The following is a 19,349-nucleotide window of genomic DNA, read 5'->3' on the forward strand; positions in this document are numbered from 1 at the left end:
ATACTTAAGGGTTCGCCCGGTCATCCAATTGCGTCACTTGCGTTGGAAAGTGCTTGTTTCAATGCAAGGAAGTCCCGCCAGGCCAGCCGTTTTTCCAGCGGGCTGCGCAGGAGATAGGCCGGATGATAGGTCGCGATGGCGCGGATCTTCCGCCCGCCCGCATCATAATCCATCCAGCGCCCGCGCATGCGGCGGATGCCATCCGTGTTGCCTGTCAGCGCCTTGGCGGATGCAGCGCCCAGGAAGACCAGAAAATCCGGGTTGGCCAGTTCGATCTGCCGGGCGATGAAAGGACGGCAGATTTCCGTTTCCTGCGGTGTCGGCGTGCGGTTGCCCGGCGGGCGCCAGGGCACGACATTGGCGATATAGACAGAAGATCTGTCGAGCCCGATGGCCGCCAGCATCCGGTCCAGCAACTGTCCGGAGCGGCCGATGAAGGGCACACCGGACAGATCCTCGTCCCGGCCCGGCGCTTCGCCCACCAGCATCACCCGGGCAGACGGATTACCATCAGCAAAGACCAGCGACTTGGCGGTGAGGCGCAGATTGCAGCCATTGAAGGCGGCAAGGCAGGCCTTCAGGTCTTCCAGCGTTGCGGCTGACTTTGCCGCCTCGCGGGCAGACTTCACCGCCTGTTCGCCGGGGATGACCGCCGGATCCGTGGAGGCAGAAACAGGTGCCTGCGCCTGCGGTTTGAGCGTTACGTTGCGGTTGAGTGACGGCAGATTGAGGGGCGGCGGGGCAGCTTGACCGGCAATGCGTGACTGAACCGGACCCTGACCGTAATCCTGCGGGCTGAAACCGCCGCCGCGCGACTGGCGCGCCATCGCAGCCTGCTCTGCCTCCAGCGCCGACTGGGCAAAACGGTCGATGACGTCATCTTCCACCCAGCCATCCACACCGGCGCCTTGAAGAAAGTCCAGAAGCGCCTCGATGTGCCGGGCCGTCAGGCCAGATGCTGAGAAAGACGTGATCATGCCGCCAATGTAACGGGAGATGGCGCAAACACAACATGCCTTGCTCCGCTCTCCCGTGATATCGGTTCCATTCCTGCGGCAAGCTGATGGGTTGACTAACGTTTACGTTAACGTAAAGTCCTTGCCAGCCGAAACGGAGGAATTGCAGGTCCACTTGAGCTGCTCTAAAGAGGACGCGACGCTTAGACAGTCAAGCGGGCAGGGTGGGGCCGCCTGCTGCAATTGCGCCAGTCTGTTCGCAGTCTGGCGTGCTTGAGAGGGAGAGTGCGATGACGGAAGAGCTTGAGCTGCCCGAGCGCGAAAGCATGGATTTTGATGTGGTGATTGTCGGTGCTGGCCCCGCAGGCCTTTCCGCCGCCATTCGCCTCAAGCAGATTGCGAACGAGAAGGGCGAAGAGCTGTCCGTCGTGGTCCTGGAAAAGGGCTCGGAAGTGGGCGCTCACATCCTGTCGGGCGCGGTCATTGACCCGATCGCCCTGGACCGCCTGCTGCCGGACTGGCGCAGCGAGGACACGCCCATCAAGACGGCGGTGACGGCTGACCATTTCCTCGTGCTGGGACCCGCCGGTTCCATGCGCCTGCCGAATGTTCTGATGCCGAAGCTGATGAACAACCATGGCAATTACATCGTTTCGCTGGGCAATGTCTGCCGCTGGCTGGCCACCAAGGCCGAAGAGCTGGGCGTGGAGATCTACCCCGGCTTTGCCGCCGCCGAAGTGCTCTATGACGGAGAGGGCAAGGTTGTAGGTGTCGCCACCGGCGACATGGGCATTGGCCGTGACGGCAAGCCCAACCAAAACTACACCCGCGGCATGGAACTGCGCGGTAAATATGTGCTGATCGCCGAAGGCGTGCGCGGTTCGCTGGCCAAGCAGCTCATTTCCCGCTTCGAGCTGGACAAGGATGCGGATGTGCCGAAATTTGGCATCGGCATCAAGGAACTGTGGCAGATCGATCCGGCAAAGCATCAGTTGGGGCTGGTGCAGCATTCCTTCGGCTGGCCGCTGGACAACCGCACGGGCGGCGGCTCCTTCCTCTATCATCTGGAGGACAATCAGGTCGCCGTCGGCTTCGTGGTGCATCTCAACTACCAGAACCCGTACCTGTCGCCCTTCGACGAGTTTCAGCGCTTCAAGACCCATCCGGCCGTCCGTGACACCTTCGAGGGTGGCAAGCGCCTTGCCTATGGTGCACGCGCCATCACCGAGGGCGGCTACCAGTCGGTGCCGAAGCTGTCTTTCCCCGGTGGCCTGCTGATTGGCTGCTCCGCCGGCTTCGTCAACGTGCCGCGCATCAAGGGCTCGCACAACGCCATGCTCTCCGGCATGATCGCTGCCGAGCATGTGATGGAGGCGCTGGGCCGGGGTGAGGCGAATGCCGAACTGACGGCCTTTGACACCGCCTGGCGCGAAAGCGACATCGGCAAGGACCTGAAGAAGGTCCGCAACGTCAAGCCGCTATGGTCGCGCTTCGGTGCGGTCATGGGCGTCATGCTGGGCGGCCTCGACATGTGGACGAACGAACTGTTCGGCTTCTCCTTCTTCGGCACCATGAAGCACGGCAAGACCGACGCGCAGAGCCTGAAGCCGGCCGCCGAGTGCAAGCCGATCGCCTATCCCAAGCCCGATGGGGTCGTCACCTTCGACAAGCTGTCCTCGGTGTTCCTGTCCAACACCAACCATGAGGAGGATCAGCCGGTCCACCTGAAGGTGAAGGACATGGCGCTGCAGAAGGCTTCCGAGCACGACGTCTATGGCGGCCCGTCCAACCGCTATTGCCCGGCCGGTGTCTATGAATGGGTCGAGGAAGGTGAGGGCGCGCCCCGCTTCCAGATCAACGCGCAGAACTGCGTCCACTGCAAGACCTGCGACATCAAGGACCCGAACGGCAACATCACCTGGACGGTGCCCGAAGGCTCCGGCGGTCCGAACTACCCGAACATGTGATCCTTCTTCGCCCCCCGGCGAGCCCAGCTCTCCGGGGGCTGGTTTTGGGCAAACAGGAACACTCCCGCGCCGTCCCGGCACAAGGCCGGGTCGGCGCGGTGCCTGGCTTTTTCCTCAGTGGCATTGATGATCAGGGTCGGGCAGTGCGCACTTGCCTGCCGGAGGTAGCCTTAACCATGTCCCGCGTCCCCAAGAAAAAATAACGCAGGGGCAGGCTGGAAATTTCGCGGCATTAACTCCTTCTCAAGGTTAACAGGACAAACTCAAGGTCAAGTCTTGATGGGATGTCCCCTGTTGCGTTCGCGGCCCTGTAAAGGCGCGGAAGGTTGGAGTTGCGTTGCGTATGTTCGGCCCCGTTTATCTCTGCGGCAAGCCCATCCGTCCGCGCCGGCGCTTCAAGCTCCGTCACGCGCTGGCCGCCGCCCCCCTCGCGTTCATCGGTCTCACCGGCTCCATCGGCCAGCAGGATATCAGTGCACTGATGTCAGCAGGCGGCATGCCGTCCTGGATGCAGGCGCTGGAGACCGTCGATTTCAGCTCGCAGCTGCCTCCCACTTTGACATTGGCACAGGCAACGCCCCTGCCGGCGCCGGAGCTGACGCTGGAAGGCGTTACTGTATCGGCACCGCAGGGCATGCAGAACACCGTGATCAAGGGGCTTGAGCCTCTGGTGCGTGAGACGCTGCCGACGGAAGTGCCGGATGAGATCCGGATCAACCGCACCGGCAAGGGCGACCGTTTCATGTCGATGGCGCCGGACCGGGAAATGCTGGAGCAGGCTTCCGGCTCGGTCTATGCCATGGCCAGCCTCATTGGAAACGGCGGTCAGGCCGACATGCCGCGCGTTGCCTTCGTCAAGCCCGAGCCGCTGACGGCCGATCAGCGCAATCAGTTCGCCAGCGCCGCAAAGCAGCCGAAGGGCGGCCGCAGCAAGGGCACGGAGGAAGCGGGCGAGCCGATGGATCTGCAGCGCATGATGATGGCGCGCAACGCGGCAGCTGCCGGCTTCTCGCTGGTGTCAGCCTATGCGCCGGAAGCGGCCGATACGTCCCGCGATCCGTTTACGGCTTTGTTCGGTCCGCAGTATGAAGTGGACCTGCCGCCGCCGGAAGATCCGCAGAACCCGCATTGGTGGGCGCAGAAGCCGTTGCCGCTGTCTGTTTTGGAACCCAAGGAGCAGCGCTGCATGGCCGAGGCGATCTACTTCGAGGCGCGGGGTGAATCCGAGGAGGGGCAGGTCGCGGTGGCTCAGGTGGTGCTGAACCGGGTGAAGAACCCGGCCTATCCGAACTCCATCTGCGAAGTGGTCTATCAGAACCAGAACAGGCGCAACCAGTGCCAGTTCTCCTTCGCCTGTGACGGCATTCCGGACCGGATCACCTCACCGGACGCCTGGGCCACGGCGCAGCGCCTTGCCAAGGAAGTGGTTTCGGGCCAGCAATATCTGAAGATGGTGGATGCCTCCACGCACTATCACGCCACCTATGTGAAGCCGCGCTGGGCCGGTGAAATGAACAAGCGCGGCCAGATCGGCCTGCACATCTTCTACAAGACCAAGGCCGGCGGCTGGAACTGAGGCTGATCAGGAAATGTAAGGGGCGGGAGAACTGCCCCTCCGTCGTCGTCCCGGACGCAGCGAAGCGGAGATCCGGGATGACGATGGAGAAGTCAAGGCACTGGTTCTGCCCAATCAACCGATGCCGATATCCAGTCCCAGGTCGAGAACCGGGGCGGAGTGGGTGATCCAGCCGGAGGAGATGAGGTCAACGCCAGCCTCGGCCACGGCGCGCACGGTGGTCTCGTCGATGCCGCCCGAAGCTTCCAGCAGCACCTTGCCGCCGGCGATGGCGACGGCCTCGCGCAGGCGGTCCGGGCCCATGTTGTCCAGCATGATGACGTCGGGCTTTGCCTCCAGCGCCTCGCGCAGCTGGTCCAGCGTGTCCACCTCCACCTCGATCTTCACCAGATGGCCGGCAAAGGCCTTGGCCGAGTGGATGGCTTTGGCGACGCCCCCCGCAACGGCGATGTGATTGTCCTTGATCAGGATCGCATCATCGAGGCCGAAGCGGTGGTTGGAGCCGCCGCCGCAGCGTACAGCATATTTTTCAAAGGCGCGCAGGCCCGGTGTCGTCTTGCGGGTGCAGACGATCTTCGCTTTTGTATGTGCGATTGCATCGGCAAAGCGGGCGGTCGCGGTGGCAATGCCGGAGAGGCGGCCCAGATAGTTAAGCGCCACGCGTTCCGCCGCCAGCAACGCCCGTGCCGGGCCATCGATGCGGGCAACGATGGCGCCCGGCGTCAGCCTTGCACCGTCGCCGGCCAGAACGTCCACCTTGAGCTTTGGCGAGGTGAGGGCAAAGGCGGTGATGGCAAGGTCGATGCCTGCCAGCACGCCGTTCTTGCGCGCGGCGATGACGGCGCTTGCCGATACATCCGGGCCGATGGTGGCCTGTGAGGTGATATCCCCGGCGCGGCCCCAGTCTTCCAGCAGGGCAGCGCGCACGGCGTCTTCCACCATCAGATGCGGCAGTTCGGGCAGGAAGGCGGTCATGCGCCTTCTCCGGCCATGTTGGCGAGGTCAAAGGCAGACAGCGGGTCCTTCACCGCCTCGCTGGCGCCTGCTGCGGCCGCGTCGACCTGATCCAGCGTCAGGAAGCTGCGCTTGGCCTGTGCCGGATCGGCCTGCGGGAAGTCGGAGCGGTAATGTGCGCCCCGGCTTTCCTTGCGCAGGAAAGCGGCTGCGGCAACGATCTTGCCCGCAATCATCATGTTGCGGATGGAGGTGCGCTGTACCTGCGCCTCAGCCGCCGCAATGCGGGCGAGGGCGGTCTGAAGGCCCTCCGCATCCCGCTCCACACCCACCAGATCATTCATGGTCTGGCGCAGGATGGAGATGGCGGTGCGCTCATCGTGGTTGCGCTGGCTGGGCAGGCCCGGCTCGTCGTCCAGTTCTTCCCAATAGGCGGTGCGCGGGGTCGGCATCAGGCCCTGAATGTCCTCGGCAATCCGCGCAGCAAAGACCACGGCTTCCAGCAGCGAGTTGGAGGCCAGCCGGTTTGCGCCATGGGCACCGGTGGAGGCGACTTCGCCCGCCGCCCACAGTCCGTCCAGCGAGGTGCGCCCGTTCGCGTCCGTCAGCACGCCGCCCATGTGATAGTGCTCTGCCGGGGCAATCGGGATCGGCTGCGTCACCGGGTCGATGCCCGCGGCCATGCAGGCGGCGTAAACGGTGGGGAAGTGCCCGGCAAAGCCTGCGCCGATTGCCTCGCGGCAATCAAGGAACACGCCGCGCCCGGCGGCCCGCTCGCGGAAGACGGCGCGGGCGACGATGTCACGCGGGGCCAGTTCGGCCAGCGGATGCACCCTCTGCATGAAGCGTTCACCGGCGGCGTTCACGAGGATTGCGCCTTCGCCCCGCAGGGCTTCGGTGGCCAGCGGTGCCGGATCGCGGCCAAGATCCAGAGCGGTGGGGTGGAACTGCACAAATTCCGCATCCGCCAGCACGGCTCCGGCTCGGGCTGCCATGCCGAGGCCGTGGCCATTGGCTTCGCCCGGATTGGTGGTGACTGAATAGAGATGGCCGATGCCGCCGGAGGCAAGAACAACGGCAGGTGCCTGGAAGGCGAGCCGCTCCAGCCCGCCGCGGCGGCGCGCCATCACGCCCGTGACATAGCGCCCTTCGGTGATCAGGCTCTCGCCGAGATAGCCTTCGATGACGCGGATGGACGGCGTGTTGCGCACCGCCGTCACCAGTGCATCCATGATGGCGCGTCCGGCCATGTCGCCGCGCACCCGCACCACGCGGCTCTGGGAATGGGCGGCCTCGCGGGAGACCTGCAGGCGGCCTTCCAGATCCTTGTCGAAGGGCACGCCATAGCTCAGGAGGTCATGCACCCGGCGCGGCGCTTCCGCCGTCATCATGGCAACGATCTTGTCCTGGCAGATGCCGCCGCCCACGGCCAGCGTATCGGCCAGATGGCTTTCGGATGTGTCCCCGTCGGAAACGGCAGCGGCAATGCCGCCCTGCGCCCAGGCCGAGGAAGCCCCTTCACCGATCGGCGCATTGCTGATGATGGTGACGGGGCGCGGGCTGAGTTTCAGCGCGCAGAACAGGCCCGCAAGACCACCTCCGAGGATCACCACATCGTCCACGCCACGCGCAGACAGGGAGGGGGCCAGGATTTCGCTACGTATTGCCATCGCAGGGGCTTTCCAAACGGCGCCGGAAGGCAGCTCCGCCTCCGGCCGCAAGGCCGCACCCGGACAGATGGGGGAGGGAAGGTCCGGGCGGGTCAGGAAACAGGACAGGCCGGTACGCCAGGGTTATGCGCCGGCTTGCCGGTCAGCTCTTCAGGTTGATCATACGTTCCACCGCACGGCGCGCAAGGCCGGCAACAGCGGGATCAACCGTGACTTCTTCCTTCATCTCGATCAGGGCATCGAGGATCTTGGACAGGGTGATGCGCTTCATGTGCGGGCACAGATTGCAGGGGCGGATGTAGTCCACGCCCGGCGTCTCGCTCGCCACATTGTCCGCCATGGAGCATTCGGTGATCATCATCACCTTGGCGGGCTTCTTTTCCTTCACCCAGTCGATCATGTGCTTGGTCGAGCCGGCAAAGTCGGCTTCGTCCACCACTTCCGGCGGGCATTCCGGATGGGCAATGATCTTCACGTCCGGATCGATCTTGCGGTAGTCGCGCAGTTCCTGCGCGGTGAAGCGCTCATGCACCTCGCAGGCCCCGTCCCAGACAAGTACTTCCACGTTGGTCTTGCGGGCGACGTTGGCGGCCAGATACTTGTCCGGGATCAGAAACACCCGGTCCACACCAAGGCTCTCCACCACTTCCACGGCATTGGACGAGGTGCAGCAGATGTCGCACTCTGCCTTCACGGCAGCAGAGGTGTTCACATAGGTGATGATCGGCACGCCGGGATTGCGCTCGCGCAGGGCACGCACATCTTCGGCAGTGATGGACTCGGCCAGCGAGCAGCCAGCGCGGCTGTCAGGGATCAGCACCGTTTTGGACGGATTGAGGATCTTGGAGGTCTCGGCCATGAAATGCACGCCGCACTGGACGATCACGTCCGCGCTGGTGCGTGTTGCCTCGATGGCCAGCTGCAGGCTGTCGCCCACCACATCCGCCACGCCGTGATAGATGTCCGGCGTCATGTAATTATGCGCCAGAATGACCGCGTTGCGCTCCTTCTTGAGCTTGTTGATCGCATGGATCGTCGGCGCAAGAGCGGGCCACTCGATGGCGGGGATGATGTGCTTGACCTTCTCGTAGATGGGCGCCGTCTCGCGCGCCACCTCTTCCGTATAGGCCAGGTCCGGACGGTTCACCGCACCATGACGGTCAATCGCCAGCTCCGCTGCGGGCCTGACCTCGCAGGCGGAACGTGAGGAAATCAGCGTGGTAGCCATAGGGCCGTACTCCCTTTGGAGCTCAGATCTATTATGCTCATTTTGAGCATATGGCCGGTAAAAGAAAACGGGACTTACGCCCCTTGCCTGCCACCGTCTTTTGCTCTTGCTGAGCTTATATAGTCCTGCCCGCAGACCAAATCCACACTTTCTGCAGAAAAGTGCCATATTTTTGAAAAGATGATATTTTCCAGAGGCTTGTTTATGTGCTGGCAATGGGGTGCGGATTGGAGGTGAGGCCGTTCCAAAACAAAGCCCCCCGTTCAAACGGCCCATAAGAAGCTCTCATCCCTGCATCACAAACATTCACTTGAGCAAAACTACTCGAGGGGCATAGTAGCGGGCGAGGGGCTCATCACACGGCCCGGAGTGTGTGAATTGGAGAAACCGGGTCATGTCCGCCGCATCTGCGCCCGCAAGGGCCAATATTCCGCTGATCATCATCTGCGGCTGTGCCATTGCGCTTCTGTCCTTCGGGCCGCGCTCGACCATGGGCATGTTCTTTCAGCCGATGACGGAAGCGCGCGACTGGTCGCGGGAGATCTTCTCGCTGGCCATCGCCATCCAGAACCTGATGTGGGGCATCGGCCAGCCGGTGGCGGGCATGTTTGCCGACCGGTTCGGCACCTGGAAGACGATTGCGCTGGGCGCGGTGTTCTATGGCTCGGGCCTGTGGCTGATGGCGGACGCCACCTCGCCGGTGGCGCTGCACATGACCGGCGGCGTACTGATCGGCCTTGGCATTGCCTTCTCCAGTTTCTCCATGGTGCTCGCCGCCTTTGCCCGCACGGTGACGCCGGAAAAGCGCTCGCTCGCCTTTGGTGTCGGCACGGCTTCCGGTTCGCTGGGCCAGTTCCTGTTTGCGCCGCTGGGTGCGGGGCTGATTGCCGGGATCGGCTGGCACAACACGCTGCTGGCCTTTTCCGGCCTGATGGCGCTTCTCCCGCTGCTCGCCATCGCCCTGCGCGGCAAGCCGGATGCAGCCGCCTATGCCGGCACCAGCGCTGACCAGAACCTTAAGCAAGCCATCACCGAGGCGTTCAAGACGCGCGGCTATCTGCTGCTGACGCTGGGCTTCTTCGTCTGCGGCTTCCATGTGGCTTTCATCACCGTACATTTGCCGCCTTACATCTCCGACCTCGGACTTGAGGCGCGCTGGGGCGGCTATGCCATCGCCCTCATCGGCCTGTGCAACATCGTGGGGTCTCTGGCATCGGGCTATATCGGCACGCGCCATTCCAAGCCGCATTTCCTGTCACTGATCTACTTTGCCCGTGCGGTTGCCATCACCCTGTTCCTCATGGTCCCGGCCTCACCGGCCTCGGTGCTGATCTTCTCGGCGGCCATGGGCTTTCTGTGGCTGTCCACCGTGCCGCCCACGTCCGGCCTTGTCGCTGTCATGTTCGGCCCGCGTTACATGGCAACGCTTTTCGGTTTCGTCTTCCTGTCGCATCAGATCGGGTCTTTCCTCGGTGTCTGGCTGGGCGGCAAGCTTTATGACGAACTGGGTTCCTATGATGCGGTCTGGTGGCTCGGCATCGCCCTCGGCCTTCTCGCGGCCATCGTCCATTGGCCGATCCGCGAACAACCCGTCGTCCGCCTCGCTGTGGCGGAGTGAGTGATCTGCACCTCTACCTCTCCATCGTCATCCGCACGCGCCTGCGCGATCCAGTATGACGATGGAGAGGATGTGCCTTTGTCTCTCTTCCCTCACCGCCCGCCAACCCTGAGCCCCGGGGCGGGACGTTCTTTCAGGATCTCGCGGCGGAAGCGGAAGAGGGCGGCGGGGCGGCCGCCGGTGGCGGTGGAGGTGGCGCCGGTCGGTTCCACCAGTTCGGCGTTTTCCACAAGGCGGCGGAAGTTCTGCTTGTGCAGGTGCCGCCCGAAGATCGCTTCCACCGTCTGCTGCAATTCGGTGAGGGTGAAAGTGTCGGGCATCAGCTCGAAGATCACCGGGCGGTATTTCAGCTTGCCGCGCAGGCGCGAGAGGGCGGTGGCCAGCACCCGGCGGTGATCGAAACGCATGGGGCGGCCGAATTTCGGCAGATCCGGGCAGGCCAGCGCCTCGGGCCGCCCGTCGCGCAGGGCCTCCTGCACAAGCCCGGCGCCATAGATCAGCTCATAGCGGTCAAGCGCCCGCTCCTCGTCCCAGCTGCCTTCATCCTCGCCAAAGGCAAGGCGGATGCGCTCGGCCCGGCCAAGGCCGCTGTGCGGCGGCTCCGGCGGCATGCGGCCGGAGGCAGCGTGCAGAGCGGGCAGAAGATCGCGGTCGAGCATCGCCGGCCGGCCGTCACGCCAGTCTTCCCAGGGGAAATAGTCATACCAGGACCGCCAGGACGAATGATGCTGCGACAGCACATCCTCGCTGTCCGCGCTCTTGCGCGTGAGGGCGAGATAGCCGACGGACACCACATGCGGGCCACTGTCGCCGCTGGTCATGTGGCGGCCCCGGTCGCCGAAGGTGTAAAGCTGCTCCACATAGCCGATTGTAAGGGCGGTCTGTTCCTCCACCCAGGTGCGCAACCCGCTTTCAAAGGTGCGGTGATGCAGCGGATCGAAAGGGCCGAAGGGTAAGCCCTCTGCCTCGTCCTCTCCGCCACCGGCGAAGGTGACGACCTGCGGCACGCCCTCGCGCACGGCCACGATCACGGCATTCAGGCCGATCTCAATGGTTGCCGTGGTCTGGTTCATCCGCCCCTGCTCCTTCAGGCCAAGGGCATTTCGAAGGGCGTGCCCTCGAAGGCATCTGCCCCGCGGCCGATGGCCCGGATCGCCTCGATCATGCGCCCGTCGCGGGCAAGCATGCGGTCGGCAATCGCCACCAGCCTGGCATTGGGCGTGGCGGAAGGGGCGCGGGCACGCAGAACCGAGGCAAGCTCCGCCTCATCGGCATCCGGCGTCAGCGCACAGGCGGTGATGAAGGCGCCCGCCGTGGACCGGCTGATTCCCGCCCAGCAATGGATGACCAGCGGGGCGGATTGGTCCCAGTTCTGCACGAAGTCCAGAAGCGAGCTCACATGCGCTTCGCCGGGCGGCACGAGGCCTTCCACCGGGTCCACAATGTCGTTGAAGCCAAGGAACAGGTGATTGTCTGCCGCAATGGACCGGGGCCGTTCCACCGGCGTGCCGGCATTGATCAGGCTGACCATGCGGGTGGCGCCCGTCCGCTCCACCGTTTCCTTGAGGCGGGAAAGAGAAGACACGTAAAGCATCAATCGGTCATCCTGAACCTGTGTCTTTGGAGACTAACCTTTTTACACCCCTGCGTCACCGCCCGCGCGCGGGCTTCTGCGGCGTGTTTACGGCAAGGGCGGCTATGGCCTCGAAGCGTTCGGTGAAGGCAATCTGTGCGGCAGCTGCGGGCATCGGTTCAAGGCCAAGGCGCGGAGCATTGGCCGGGCCGGTGCCGAAACCCTTGGGCCGTCCGAAGATCTTGCCTGCCTCCTCATCGCCGAATCCTGCCAGTTCCACCGCTTCGAAATAGGCGCAGATGATATCGGCCTTCTTCGCCAGTTTCTTGACAGCCTCCGGCAGCTTGCCCGGCAGGCCGAAACGCCTGTGGATGGCTTCCTGCAGACGGCCTTCCACCAGTTTGTAGTCGCCGCCCATCACCGACTTGAAGGGGGAGATCATGTCGCCGATCACATATTCCGGCGCATCGTGCAAAAGCACGGCCAGCCGCCACTGCGGCGTCAGGTCCGGCTTCAGCTGCAGGGCGATGTCTTCCACCACGAGGCTGTGCTGGGCGACGGAAAAGGCATGATCGCCGTGCGTCTGGCCGTTCCAGCGGGCGACACGGGCAAGGCCGTGAGCAATGTCTGACAGCTCCACATCCAGCGGCGAAGGGTCCAGCAGGTCGAGCCTACGGCCGGAAAGCATGCGCTGCCAGGCGCGGGGCGGAAGTTCGGGGCGGTCGGCAGCCATGGATGCTCCGTCAGTCTTGGGCCGTCGGTCTCGGGCCAGTGCGGCGAAAGGGTTGAAGGGCTGGTCAGGCGCTGTCCGTGCCTGCGAGGCTGCCGCTTTCGGGCCAGGTGAAACGCGCCCAGCCGGGCAGCGTGACATCAAGCGCCGTTCCGGCAGCGGTCAGCTGGACGCCTTTGTCGAGGGCCGCCTTCACCTTGTCAAGCCGCAGCAGCGCCAGTCCCCGGCCGCCTGAGGATGAGCCAAGCGTGCCCACCTCCTGTTCCCCGGCAAGAACCGGGCTGCCCATGGCGGGCAGGGCCTTTGCCGCTTCCACCCTGACGAAGCGCTTGCGTGCGGTGGAGCGGTGCTCCATGCGCGAGACGATCTCCTGCCCCACGTAGCAGCCCTTGCGAAAGGAGACGCCGTTCAGCTGGTCCATGTCCGCGTCATGGGGGAAGATCTCGCCATAGGCAAAGTCGCTTTCCGCCTCCGGCACGCCAAGGCTGATGCGGTGGGCATGCCAGTCTGCGGGCTCTGCCGCCTGCAGGCCGAGGCCTTCCAGAATGCCTGCCAGCCCTTTCGGCCCTGCTACACGCAGCCCCAGTTCTCCAAGGCGCGGGTCGCTCGCGGCCAGTACGTCAGGCGCCAGTGGCATAGCGGGCAGGGCATCGCCAAAGATCACCGCCACCTCATGGGGGGCGGTGCAATCCTCCAGCGTCACCTTGGCGCGCAGCCGGTAGAAGCCGAGCCGCTTCAAAAGCGCTGCCACCTGCGTGGCCGGCGTGTCGAGCAGGAAGCCGTCAGCATCCTTCAGCACCAGAAAATCGAACAGGATCTTGCCCTGCGGTGTCAGGAGGGCGGCAAAGGCGGCTTCGCCCGTGGTCAGGCCTTCCACATCCCGGGTCAGCAGGTTCTGCAGGAAATGCGTGGCTTCCGGCCCGCTCACCCGCACCAGGCCACGGTCAGGCAGAAGGGCAAAACGGGCAGCGGACATAAAGGCCTCCAGTGAAACTGCGTATATCTCTCCGTTGAGATAGCCCCGCGCCTGCCCGGCGGCAAGGCGCGGTGTTGCCGGGCAGGCTCTTTCCCGAAAAGCCTGTGGACCCGTGCGTCCTGCCAATCGTATAAGCGCGCCAGAAAAAAGCCGTGCGCCAAGGCCCGAGCCGAAGATGGAAGAGGAGTCATCAATGTCTGCTGCCCATGATCTCATTCTCACCGGCGCTACAGTCGTCAATCAGGACGGCACCGCGATCCGCGATGTGGCCGTGCGCAGCGGGCGCATTTCCGCTATTGGCGATCTGCGGGGCGTAAAGGCGGCAGAGGTCATCGGCTGCAAGGGCCTGACCATTCTGCCGGGCGTCATCGACACGCAGGTGCATTTCCGCGAGCCGGGCCTCACCCACAAGGAAGACCTTGAAACCGGCTCCCGCGCCGCCGTCATGGGCGGTGTGACGGCGGTGTTCGAGATGCCGAACACCAATCCCAACACCACCACGGCCGAAACGCTGGCGGCAAAGGTCTCGGCCGGTCATCACCGCATGCACTGTGACTTTGCCTTCTTCGTTGGCGGCACGGCGGAAAACATCGAAGAAATTCCGATCCTGGAAAAGCTGCCGGGGGCAGCGGGCATCAAGGTCTTCATCGGCTCGTCCACCGGCAACCTGCTGGTGGAGGATGACGAGAACCTGGCGAAGATCCTGAAGAAGATCACCCGCCGCGCCTCGTTCCACTGTGAGGACGAAATGCGCCTGCGCGACCGGATGAACCTGCGCGTGCCGGGGGATCCACGCTCGCATCCGGTCTGGCGCGACGAAACGGCAGCACTGCTTGCCACCCAGCGGCTTGTCACGCTGGCCCGCCGCCTCGGCAAACGGGTGCATGTGCTGCATATTTCTACCGGCGATGAGATGGAATATCTGGCGGACCACCGCGATGTGGCCAGCACGGAAGTGACGCCGCATCACCTGACCCTGTTTGCCCCGGACTGCTACGAGCGGCTTGGCACCTACGCCCAGATGAACCCGCCGGTGCGTGATCTGTCGCATCAGAAGCGTCTGTGGTGGGGCGTCAATCAGGGTGTCGCCGATATTCTCGGCTCCGACCATGCCCCGCACACCCGCGAGGAAAAAGATCACGCCTATCCGGGCTCTCATTCCGGCATGACCGGCGTTCAGACGCTGGTGCCGACCATGCTCGATCACGTCAATGCCGGGCGCCTGACGCTCGAGCGTTTCGTCGACATGACCAGCGCCGGCCCCGCCCGCCTGTTCAACATGGCACGCAAGGGCCGCATTGCCGTTGGCTATGACGCCGATTTCACCATCGTCGACATGAAGCGCAAGGAAACCATCCGCAACGAGTGGATCGCCTCCCGCGTGGGCTGGACGCCCTATGACGGCGTGGAAGTCACCGGCTGGCCCGTTGGCACCTTCGTGCGCGGCCACAAGGTGATGTGGCAAGGCGAACTGACCACCCCCTCGCAGGGCGAAACCGTCCACTTCCTGGACGCCCTCCAGCCGCAGGGCTAAGGGGGCTTCTAACTGAAAAGGGCAGGGGAGGGGGAAGCGTCATGTACGCACCGCCTTCCTTCAAATCTGGCGAAAATGTGACGGGCGCTACAGCGGTTTCAGGGTTAAGCTTCTATGACCGGAACCGGTCAAATTCGCACACTTCGGTAACCCTGTTCCCTAACCCTAAGTACACGGAGCGTGGGTAAGGTGAGTGCGGGCTGACGGGTATGGCGTAGATGAGGCTCGCATGGTGATGGACACGGCAACTGGGTTTAATCGCGGAGTTGAGCGTGGGAGTGTCTGGCGCGTGGCGCTGATGACGGGCTGTGCTCTTGCCATGATGCAATTCGCAGTTTCGCAGGCGAGAGCCGAAGGCCCGGCCGGGCTGAAGCAGATCGCGGGGCTGGCGAAGCCTGCCGAAGCCAGCATGACCGCCAGTGCCGCGGAAACGCTGCAAGGGGCCGTTGAGATCAGCGATCCCGAGCATCCGATGCAGATCGTCGTGTCCTTGCGCGAGCAAAATCTCAAGGTCTACCGCGGGCTGGAGCTTGTCACCTCCACGCCGGTCTCCTCCGGCAAGACCGGGTACAGCACGCCGACGGGCGTGTTCTCCATTCTCGAAAAGCGCCGCAAGCACTTTTCCAATCTCTATGACAACGCGCCGATGCCCTATATGCAGCGGCTGACCTGGTCCGGCATCGCCCTGCATGAAGGCAAGCTGCCCGGCTATCCGGCCTCGCACGGCTGTGTGCGTATGCCCATGCGCTTTGCGCAGGACCTCTTCACCATGACCCGGCACGGCATGCATGTGGTGATCACCAATGGCGAAACCGCGCCCGTGGCCATCACCCACGCCGTGCTGCCGCAGCCCTATGCGCCGGGCACAACGGTAGCGAGCCTTGACGAAAGCATTTTGCCTGCCAGCGGCGGCCTGCGCGGCTCCATTATCACGGACACCGCTTCGACCGCATCCATTGCACCGCAGACGGAAACACAAGCCGCAGCCGATTTCGGTACGCCGCTGCGCATGATCATCCAGCCCCGCCCCTCGGGCCGGGAAATCCACGACCTGCAGGCCATGCTGAACCGGCTCGGCTTCGAGGCGGGCCCCGTCGATGGCGTCATGGGCCGCAAGACGCGGGACGCAATCCGTCTGTTCCAGCAAGGCTACGAGCTGCCCGTCACCGGCAATTACAGCCTCAGCCTGTTGAAGCGGGTCTACCGCGAGGCGGGGGAGGATCTGCCGCTGAACGCGGAACTGCGCATCCGGGCGAAGTTCAAGGACATCTATCAGGCAGGCGTCACCCTGAAGGATCCGAAGGCGCCCATCGGCACCGTCATCTTCACCGCGCTGGGCTTCAAGCCCGGAGACAGCGAAACCGGCTGGATGGCCGTGGTGGCGGAAGAGGCCGAAGGCATGACGCCGGCGCGCATCCTGGACCGGATCGACATGCCCGCCACTGTGCGCAAGGAGGTTGGCGCCATGCTGACGCCGGGCTCATCGCTCATCGTCACCGACCGGCCGTTCCTGCGCAACACCGGCCTTGGCACCGACTTCGTGGTGACGACAACGAACTGATCTGCCGGGGCGGCCGGCTGGCCCTTCCGTCCTGTTCCGGCCGTCCTGTCCCGGCCGTCCTGTCCCGGCCGTCATGTCTCTGTCGCGTGTCTGCAGTATCGCTCCCCCTCAGGTTCTTATCCGGCGGAAGAATCGCCGGCGGGCAGTCCCTGAGGGAGCGAACAATGCCGGTGAGCACGCTTGAAGCATCGAAAGCCAGACTGAAGAAGGCCGTCCACCGGTCCAGCGCCACCTCCCGCGAGGGCTTTCTGGAGCGCATGTTCACCTTCGCCTTCAAGGGGCTGGTCTATCCGCAGATCTGGGAAGACCCGGATGTGGATCTGGAGGCGCTGCAGCTCAAGCCGCATTCGCGCATGGTCACCATCGCCTCTGGCGGCTGCAACGTCATGTCCTATCTGACGGCTGATCCGGCGGCGGTCACGGCGGTGGATCTCAACCGCGCCCATGTGGCGCTGGGCCGCCTGAAGCTCGCTGCCGCCCAGCACCTGCCGAACCATGACAGCTTCTACCGCTTCTTCGGCGAAGCGGACGAGAAGGCGAACATCGCCGCCTACGAGCGTTTCCTGCGTGACAAGCTGGATGCGGAAACCCGCAGCTACTGGGAAGGCCGTGGCATCAGCGGGCTTGGCCGGCGCCGCATCACCCTGTTCTCGCGGGATCTCTATCACCACGGTCTGTTGGGCTATTTCATCGGCGTGGGCCATTTCGTCGCCCGCCTCTATGGCGTCGACCCGAAGCATTTCGTCCGCTCCCGCACGCTGGATGAGCAGCGCAGCTATTTCGAGACGGCGCTGGCGCCCCTGTTCGACAAGCGGCTGGTGCGCTGGGCAACCTCAAAGAAGATGTCGCTCTACGGCCTCGGCATTCCGCCCGCCCAGTATGAAGCGCTGGCTTCCGCCAGCCCCACGGGTGACATGTCTGACGTGCTGAAGCAGCGGCTGCAGAAACTCGCGTGCGATTTCTCGCTCTCGGACAACTATTTCGCATGGCAGGCCTTCAACCGGGGCTACGCGCCGCAGGGTGGGGATGAGAGCACGGGTGCCTCCGGCCCGCTGCCACCCTATCTGAAACGCGAGCATTTCGATGCCATCCGCGAGCGGGCGTCCCGTGTCGAAGTGGTCAACCGTAGCTTAACCGAACATCTGGAAGGCGAAGTTCCGGCCACACTCGACGCCTATGTCCTGCTGGATGCGCAGGACTGGATGACCGACGAGCAGCTCAACGCTCTGTGGACCCAGATCACCCGCACCGCCCGCCCCGGCGCCCGCGTCATCTTCCGCACCGCCGCAGAGCCGACGCTGCTGCCGGGCCGCGTCCATGATTCCATCTTGGACCGCTGGACCTACGAGGCGGAGAAGAGCCTTGAGCTGGGCCGCCGCGACCGTTCCTCCATCTATGGCGGGTTCCATCTCTATGTCTTCAATGGATGAACCCCGCAACCAGAGCGGCGCCTCCGCTGCGCTGATGGACAGCGTGTACCGCAATCAGCGGCACATCTATGACCTGACGCGCAAATATTACCTTCTGGGCCGCGACCGGCTGATCGCCCGGCTGGTGCCGCCTGCAGGTGGCTGCGTGCTGGAGCTGGGCTGCGGCACGGGCCGCAACCTGATCGAGGCGGCGCGGCTCTATCCCGGTGCCCGGTTCTATGGCCTCGACATTTCGCGCGAGATGCTGGCAACGGCAGAAGCGAATATCCGCCGTGCCGGGCTGGAGGACCGTATCCGGCTCGCCTGCGGCGATGCTTCGGCTTTTGACGCAGAAGCCCTGTTTGGCCGGGACAGTTTCGACCGGGTGTTCATGTCCTACACCCTGTCGATGATCCCGCCCTGGCGCGAGGCGATGGCAGCCGGCCTTGCGGCAGTGGCACCGGGCGGGCAGCTGTCGGTGGTGGATTTCGGCCAGCAGGAGCATCTGCCGGGTCTTTTCCGCCGCCTGCTGCATGCCTGGCTGGCGAAATTTCACGTTACGCCACGGGCGGATCTGTCCGGCGCCGTGGAGGCTCTTGCCGGGCAGCACAAGGCGCGCTTTGAGGCCGGTTCGCTCTATCGCGGCTATTCGGTCTGGGCGGAAGTCACCCGCGTTTGAACGGCCGCCGTGGCTTGTCCAGCTCCCGATATTTGGAACTCACCGGGAGCTGGTTTCATTCGCCTGCGACGAAATAATGCAGCGTGCCGTCCGGACCAATGCCGACACGGTAGAACAGCCAGGCGCCGTAAGCGTCCATTTCCGCGAAATCGGCGGCGGTGACAATACGGTACATCTCCACCTTCTGCTCCGGTGTCAGCTTGTCGAAGGGGTAGCGGGCGAAATAGGGCCAGATGTACATTTCCTGCGGGGTTCCGGCGTCCACATGCACCCAGCCCGCTTCCATTACGTCCAGAAGGATCGCAAGGATTTCCTGGCCCTGCCCATCGCCGGAACTGTGCTTCAGGAACTCGACCGGGTCACCGATTTCCGCGAGCGACAGTGTCGGCATCATCTCGTTGCCTTCGAGCACCATGCGCATGCGCTCAACGTCGCCGCTGCGGGCCGCTTCCATCAACTGGTCCCGCATCCGGGCGACAGGCGCCGGCAGGCCCTCCGGTCCGTAATGCACCTCAGGGACAGGGAGCAGGTTCTGCGGAGAGACTTCAGAAGACTGGCCTTCTTCCGGGTTCTCGATGCCCTCGGCCGGATCAGCCTCTTCCATTGCGCCGCCCGCATCATCCGCGCCGGCCTCATCGGGGATTGGGGGCAAGAGATCTTCCGGAGGAATGGCCGGGCTGCCGGAGGCATTCTGCTCCGGCGGGGTGACCAGGATCGTTTCGGTTCTCACGGTCGCAGCTTCCGCAGCCGGAAGCAGCAGGAGTGCAAAACAGAGGGTGGCAATGCAGTTGCGCAGCATGGTCAGACTCAGCCGGGAAGATTTTCAACGACTATACGCAGCCGCAGCGGAAAGGCCATTCAAAAGAGCCAGCGCGCTTGGCATCTTGTCCTCCTTTCGTTAAACCGCAGGCACATGTG

The 19,349-nt window shown here is 64.0% G+C and carries 16 protein-coding genes; 7 read left to right on the forward strand and 9 right to left on the reverse strand.

The window, feature by feature from the left end:
- Window positions 1-20: 20 nt before the first annotated feature.
- Entirely contained in the window at window positions 21-977 is a 957-nt protein-coding gene (locus ASC48_RS07735; protein WP_055455154.1) for a uracil-DNA glycosylase, read from the reverse strand.
- A 269-nt stretch (window positions 978-1,246) separates the two neighbouring features.
- Between ASC48_RS07735 and ASC48_RS07740 the strand changes: the two genes are divergently transcribed.
- Together ASC48_RS07740 and ASC48_RS07745 are read left to right on the forward strand one after the other, a co-directional pair.
- On the forward strand, window positions 1,247-2,923 hold the full coding sequence (locus tag ASC48_RS07740; protein WP_055455155.1) for an electron transfer flavoprotein-ubiquinone oxidoreductase: 1,677 nt from the start codon (window positions 1,247-1,249) through the stop codon (window positions 2,921-2,923).
- A 343-nt stretch (window positions 2,924-3,266) separates the two neighbouring features.
- The gene (locus ASC48_RS07745; RefSeq protein WP_055455156.1) at window positions 3,267-4,499 is read left to right on the forward strand and encodes a cell wall hydrolase; all 1,233 of its coding nucleotides are present in this window, start codon (window positions 3,267-3,269) and stop codon (window positions 4,497-4,499) included.
- 114 nt (window positions 4,500-4,613) lie between these two features.
- On the opposite strand, the gene nadC is transcribed toward ASC48_RS07745, so the two are convergent.
- The 3 genes from nadC to nadA all read right to left on the reverse strand — a co-directional run bounded on the left by nadC (window position 4,614) and on the right by nadA (window position 8,351).
- Complete coding sequence (gene nadC, locus ASC48_RS07750) at window positions 4,614-5,474, reverse strand: carboxylating nicotinate-nucleotide diphosphorylase (protein ID WP_055455157.1); 861 nt, start codon at window positions 5,472-5,474, stop codon at window positions 4,614-4,616.
- Window positions 5,471-7,123: an L-aspartate oxidase gene (locus ASC48_RS07755; RefSeq protein ID WP_055455158.1), complete on the reverse strand. Its 1,653-nt coding sequence runs from the start codon at window positions 7,121-7,123 to the stop codon at window positions 5,471-5,473. Before ASC48_RS07755 ends, nadC begins: the two co-directional genes overlap by 4 nt.
- A 142-nt stretch (window positions 7,124-7,265) precedes the next feature.
- Entirely contained in the window at window positions 7,266-8,351 is a 1,086-nt protein-coding gene (gene nadA / locus ASC48_RS07760; protein ID WP_141658900.1) for a quinolinate synthase NadA, read from the reverse strand.
- A 394-nt stretch (window positions 8,352-8,745) separates the two neighbouring features.
- Between nadA and ASC48_RS07765 the strand changes: the two genes are divergently transcribed.
- Window positions 8,746-9,969 (forward strand): MFS transporter, encoded by a 1,224-nt coding sequence (locus ASC48_RS07765; protein WP_055455159.1) that lies wholly within the window; start codon window positions 8,746-8,748, stop codon window positions 9,967-9,969.
- A 92-nt stretch (window positions 9,970-10,061) separates the two neighbouring features.
- Here the strand turns inward: ASC48_RS07765 and ASC48_RS07770 are convergent, their stop codons facing one another.
- The 4 genes from ASC48_RS07770 to ygfZ form a co-directional block, all read right to left on the reverse strand.
- Complete coding sequence (locus ASC48_RS07770; protein WP_055455160.1) at window positions 10,062-11,042, reverse strand: NUDIX hydrolase; 981 nt, start codon at window positions 11,040-11,042, stop codon at window positions 10,062-10,064.
- A gap of 14 nt (window positions 11,043-11,056) precedes the next feature.
- Complete coding sequence (locus tag ASC48_RS07775) at window positions 11,057-11,563, reverse strand: tyrosine phosphatase family protein (RefSeq protein ID WP_055455161.1); 507 nt, start codon at window positions 11,561-11,563, stop codon at window positions 11,057-11,059.
- A 55-nt stretch (window positions 11,564-11,618) separates the two neighbouring features.
- On the reverse strand, window positions 11,619-12,275 hold the full coding sequence (locus ASC48_RS07780) for a YfbR-like 5'-deoxynucleotidase (protein WP_055455162.1): 657 nt from the start codon (window positions 12,273-12,275) through the stop codon (window positions 11,619-11,621).
- A gap of 64 nt (window positions 12,276-12,339) precedes the next feature.
- The gene (gene ygfZ, locus ASC48_RS07785; protein ID WP_055455163.1) at window positions 12,340-13,248 is read right to left on the reverse strand and encodes a CAF17-like 4Fe-4S cluster assembly/insertion protein YgfZ; all 909 of its coding nucleotides are present in this window, start codon (window positions 13,246-13,248) and stop codon (window positions 12,340-12,342) included.
- A gap of 193 nt (window positions 13,249-13,441) precedes the next feature.
- Here ygfZ and ASC48_RS07790 point away from each other — a divergent pair, with 193 nt between their 5' ends.
- The 4 genes from ASC48_RS07790 to ASC48_RS07805 all read left to right on the forward strand — a co-directional run bounded on the left by ASC48_RS07790 (window position 13,442) and on the right by ASC48_RS07805 (window position 18,431).
- Window positions 13,442-14,782 carry a dihydroorotase gene (locus ASC48_RS07790; protein ID WP_055455164.1) on the forward strand — a complete coding sequence of 447 codons (1,341 nt, stop codon included), beginning with the start codon at window positions 13,442-13,444 and terminating at the stop codon, window positions 14,780-14,782.
- Window positions 14,783-15,080: 298 nt separating this feature from the next.
- Window positions 15,081-16,343: a L,D-transpeptidase gene (locus ASC48_RS07795; protein ID WP_244270025.1), complete on the forward strand. Its 1,263-nt coding sequence runs from the start codon at window positions 15,081-15,083 to the stop codon at window positions 16,341-16,343.
- Window positions 16,344-16,507: 164 nt separating this feature from the next.
- Window positions 16,508-17,773 carry a BtaA family protein gene (locus ASC48_RS07800; RefSeq protein WP_055455166.1) on the forward strand — a complete coding sequence of 422 codons (1,266 nt, stop codon included), beginning with the start codon at window positions 16,508-16,510 and terminating at the stop codon, window positions 17,771-17,773.
- Window positions 17,766-18,431: a class I SAM-dependent methyltransferase gene (locus tag ASC48_RS07805; protein WP_082440031.1), complete on the forward strand. Its 666-nt coding sequence runs from the start codon at window positions 17,766-17,768 to the stop codon at window positions 18,429-18,431. Before ASC48_RS07800 ends, ASC48_RS07805 begins: the two co-directional genes overlap by 8 nt.
- 55 nt (window positions 18,432-18,486) lie before the next feature.
- Here the strand turns inward: ASC48_RS07805 and ASC48_RS07810 are convergent, their stop codons facing one another.
- Window positions 18,487-19,161, reverse strand: a complete 675-nt coding sequence (locus tag ASC48_RS07810) for a hypothetical protein (RefSeq protein ID WP_244270019.1) — start codon at window positions 19,159-19,161, stop codon at window positions 18,487-18,489.
- Window positions 19,162-19,349 lie beyond the last annotated feature (188 nt).

It is taken from the genome of Pannonibacter indicus (assembly GCF_001418225.1).
In the GTDB taxonomy this organism is placed as follows: Bacteria; Pseudomonadota; Alphaproteobacteria; order Rhizobiales; family Stappiaceae; genus Pannonibacter; species Pannonibacter indicus.

Excerpts from the sequence above, each read along its gene's own strand:
- ygfZ (WP_055455163.1), bottom strand. The coding sequence starts at position 13,248 with ATGTCCGCTGCCCGTTTTGCCCTTCTGCCTGACCGTGGCCTGGTGCGG.
- nadA (WP_141658900.1), bottom strand. The coding sequence starts at position 8,351 with ATGGCTACCACGCTGATTTCCTCACGTTCCGCCTGCGAGGTCAGGCCC.
- ASC48_RS07780 (WP_055455162.1), bottom strand. The coding sequence starts at position 12,275 with ATGGCTGCCGACCGCCCCGAACTTCCGCCCCGCGCCTGGCAGCGCATG.
- ASC48_RS07805 (WP_082440031.1), top strand. The coding sequence starts at position 17,766 with ATGGATGAACCCCGCAACCAGAGCGGCGCCTCCGCTGCGCTGATGGAC.
- ASC48_RS07745 (WP_055455156.1), top strand. The coding sequence starts at position 3,267 with ATGTTCGGCCCCGTTTATCTCTGCGGCAAGCCCATCCGTCCGCGCCGG.
- ASC48_RS07800 (WP_055455166.1), top strand. The coding sequence starts at position 16,508 with ATGCCGGTGAGCACGCTTGAAGCATCGAAAGCCAGACTGAAGAAGGCC.
- ASC48_RS07765 (WP_055455159.1), top strand. The coding sequence starts at position 8,746 with ATGTCCGCCGCATCTGCGCCCGCAAGGGCCAATATTCCGCTGATCATC.
- ASC48_RS07770 (WP_055455160.1), bottom strand. The coding sequence starts at position 11,042 with ATGAACCAGACCACGGCAACCATTGAGATCGGCCTGAATGCCGTGATC.
- nadC (WP_055455157.1), bottom strand. The coding sequence starts at position 5,474 with ATGACCGCCTTCCTGCCCGAACTGCCGCATCTGATGGTGGAAGACGCC.
- ASC48_RS07735 (WP_055455154.1), bottom strand. The coding sequence starts at position 977 with ATGATCACGTCTTTCTCAGCATCTGGCCTGACGGCCCGGCACATCGAG.
- ASC48_RS07795 (WP_244270025.1), top strand. The coding sequence starts at position 15,081 with ATGACGGGCTGTGCTCTTGCCATGATGCAATTCGCAGTTTCGCAGGCG.
- ASC48_RS07755 (WP_055455158.1), bottom strand. The coding sequence starts at position 7,123 with ATGGCAATACGTAGCGAAATCCTGGCCCCCTCCCTGTCTGCGCGTGGC.
- ASC48_RS07740 (WP_055455155.1), top strand. The coding sequence starts at position 1,247 with ATGACGGAAGAGCTTGAGCTGCCCGAGCGCGAAAGCATGGATTTTGAT.
- ASC48_RS07775 (WP_055455161.1), bottom strand. The coding sequence starts at position 11,563 with ATGCTTTACGTGTCTTCTCTTTCCCGCCTCAAGGAAACGGTGGAGCGG.
- ASC48_RS07790 (WP_055455164.1), top strand. The coding sequence starts at position 13,442 with ATGTCTGCTGCCCATGATCTCATTCTCACCGGCGCTACAGTCGTCAAT.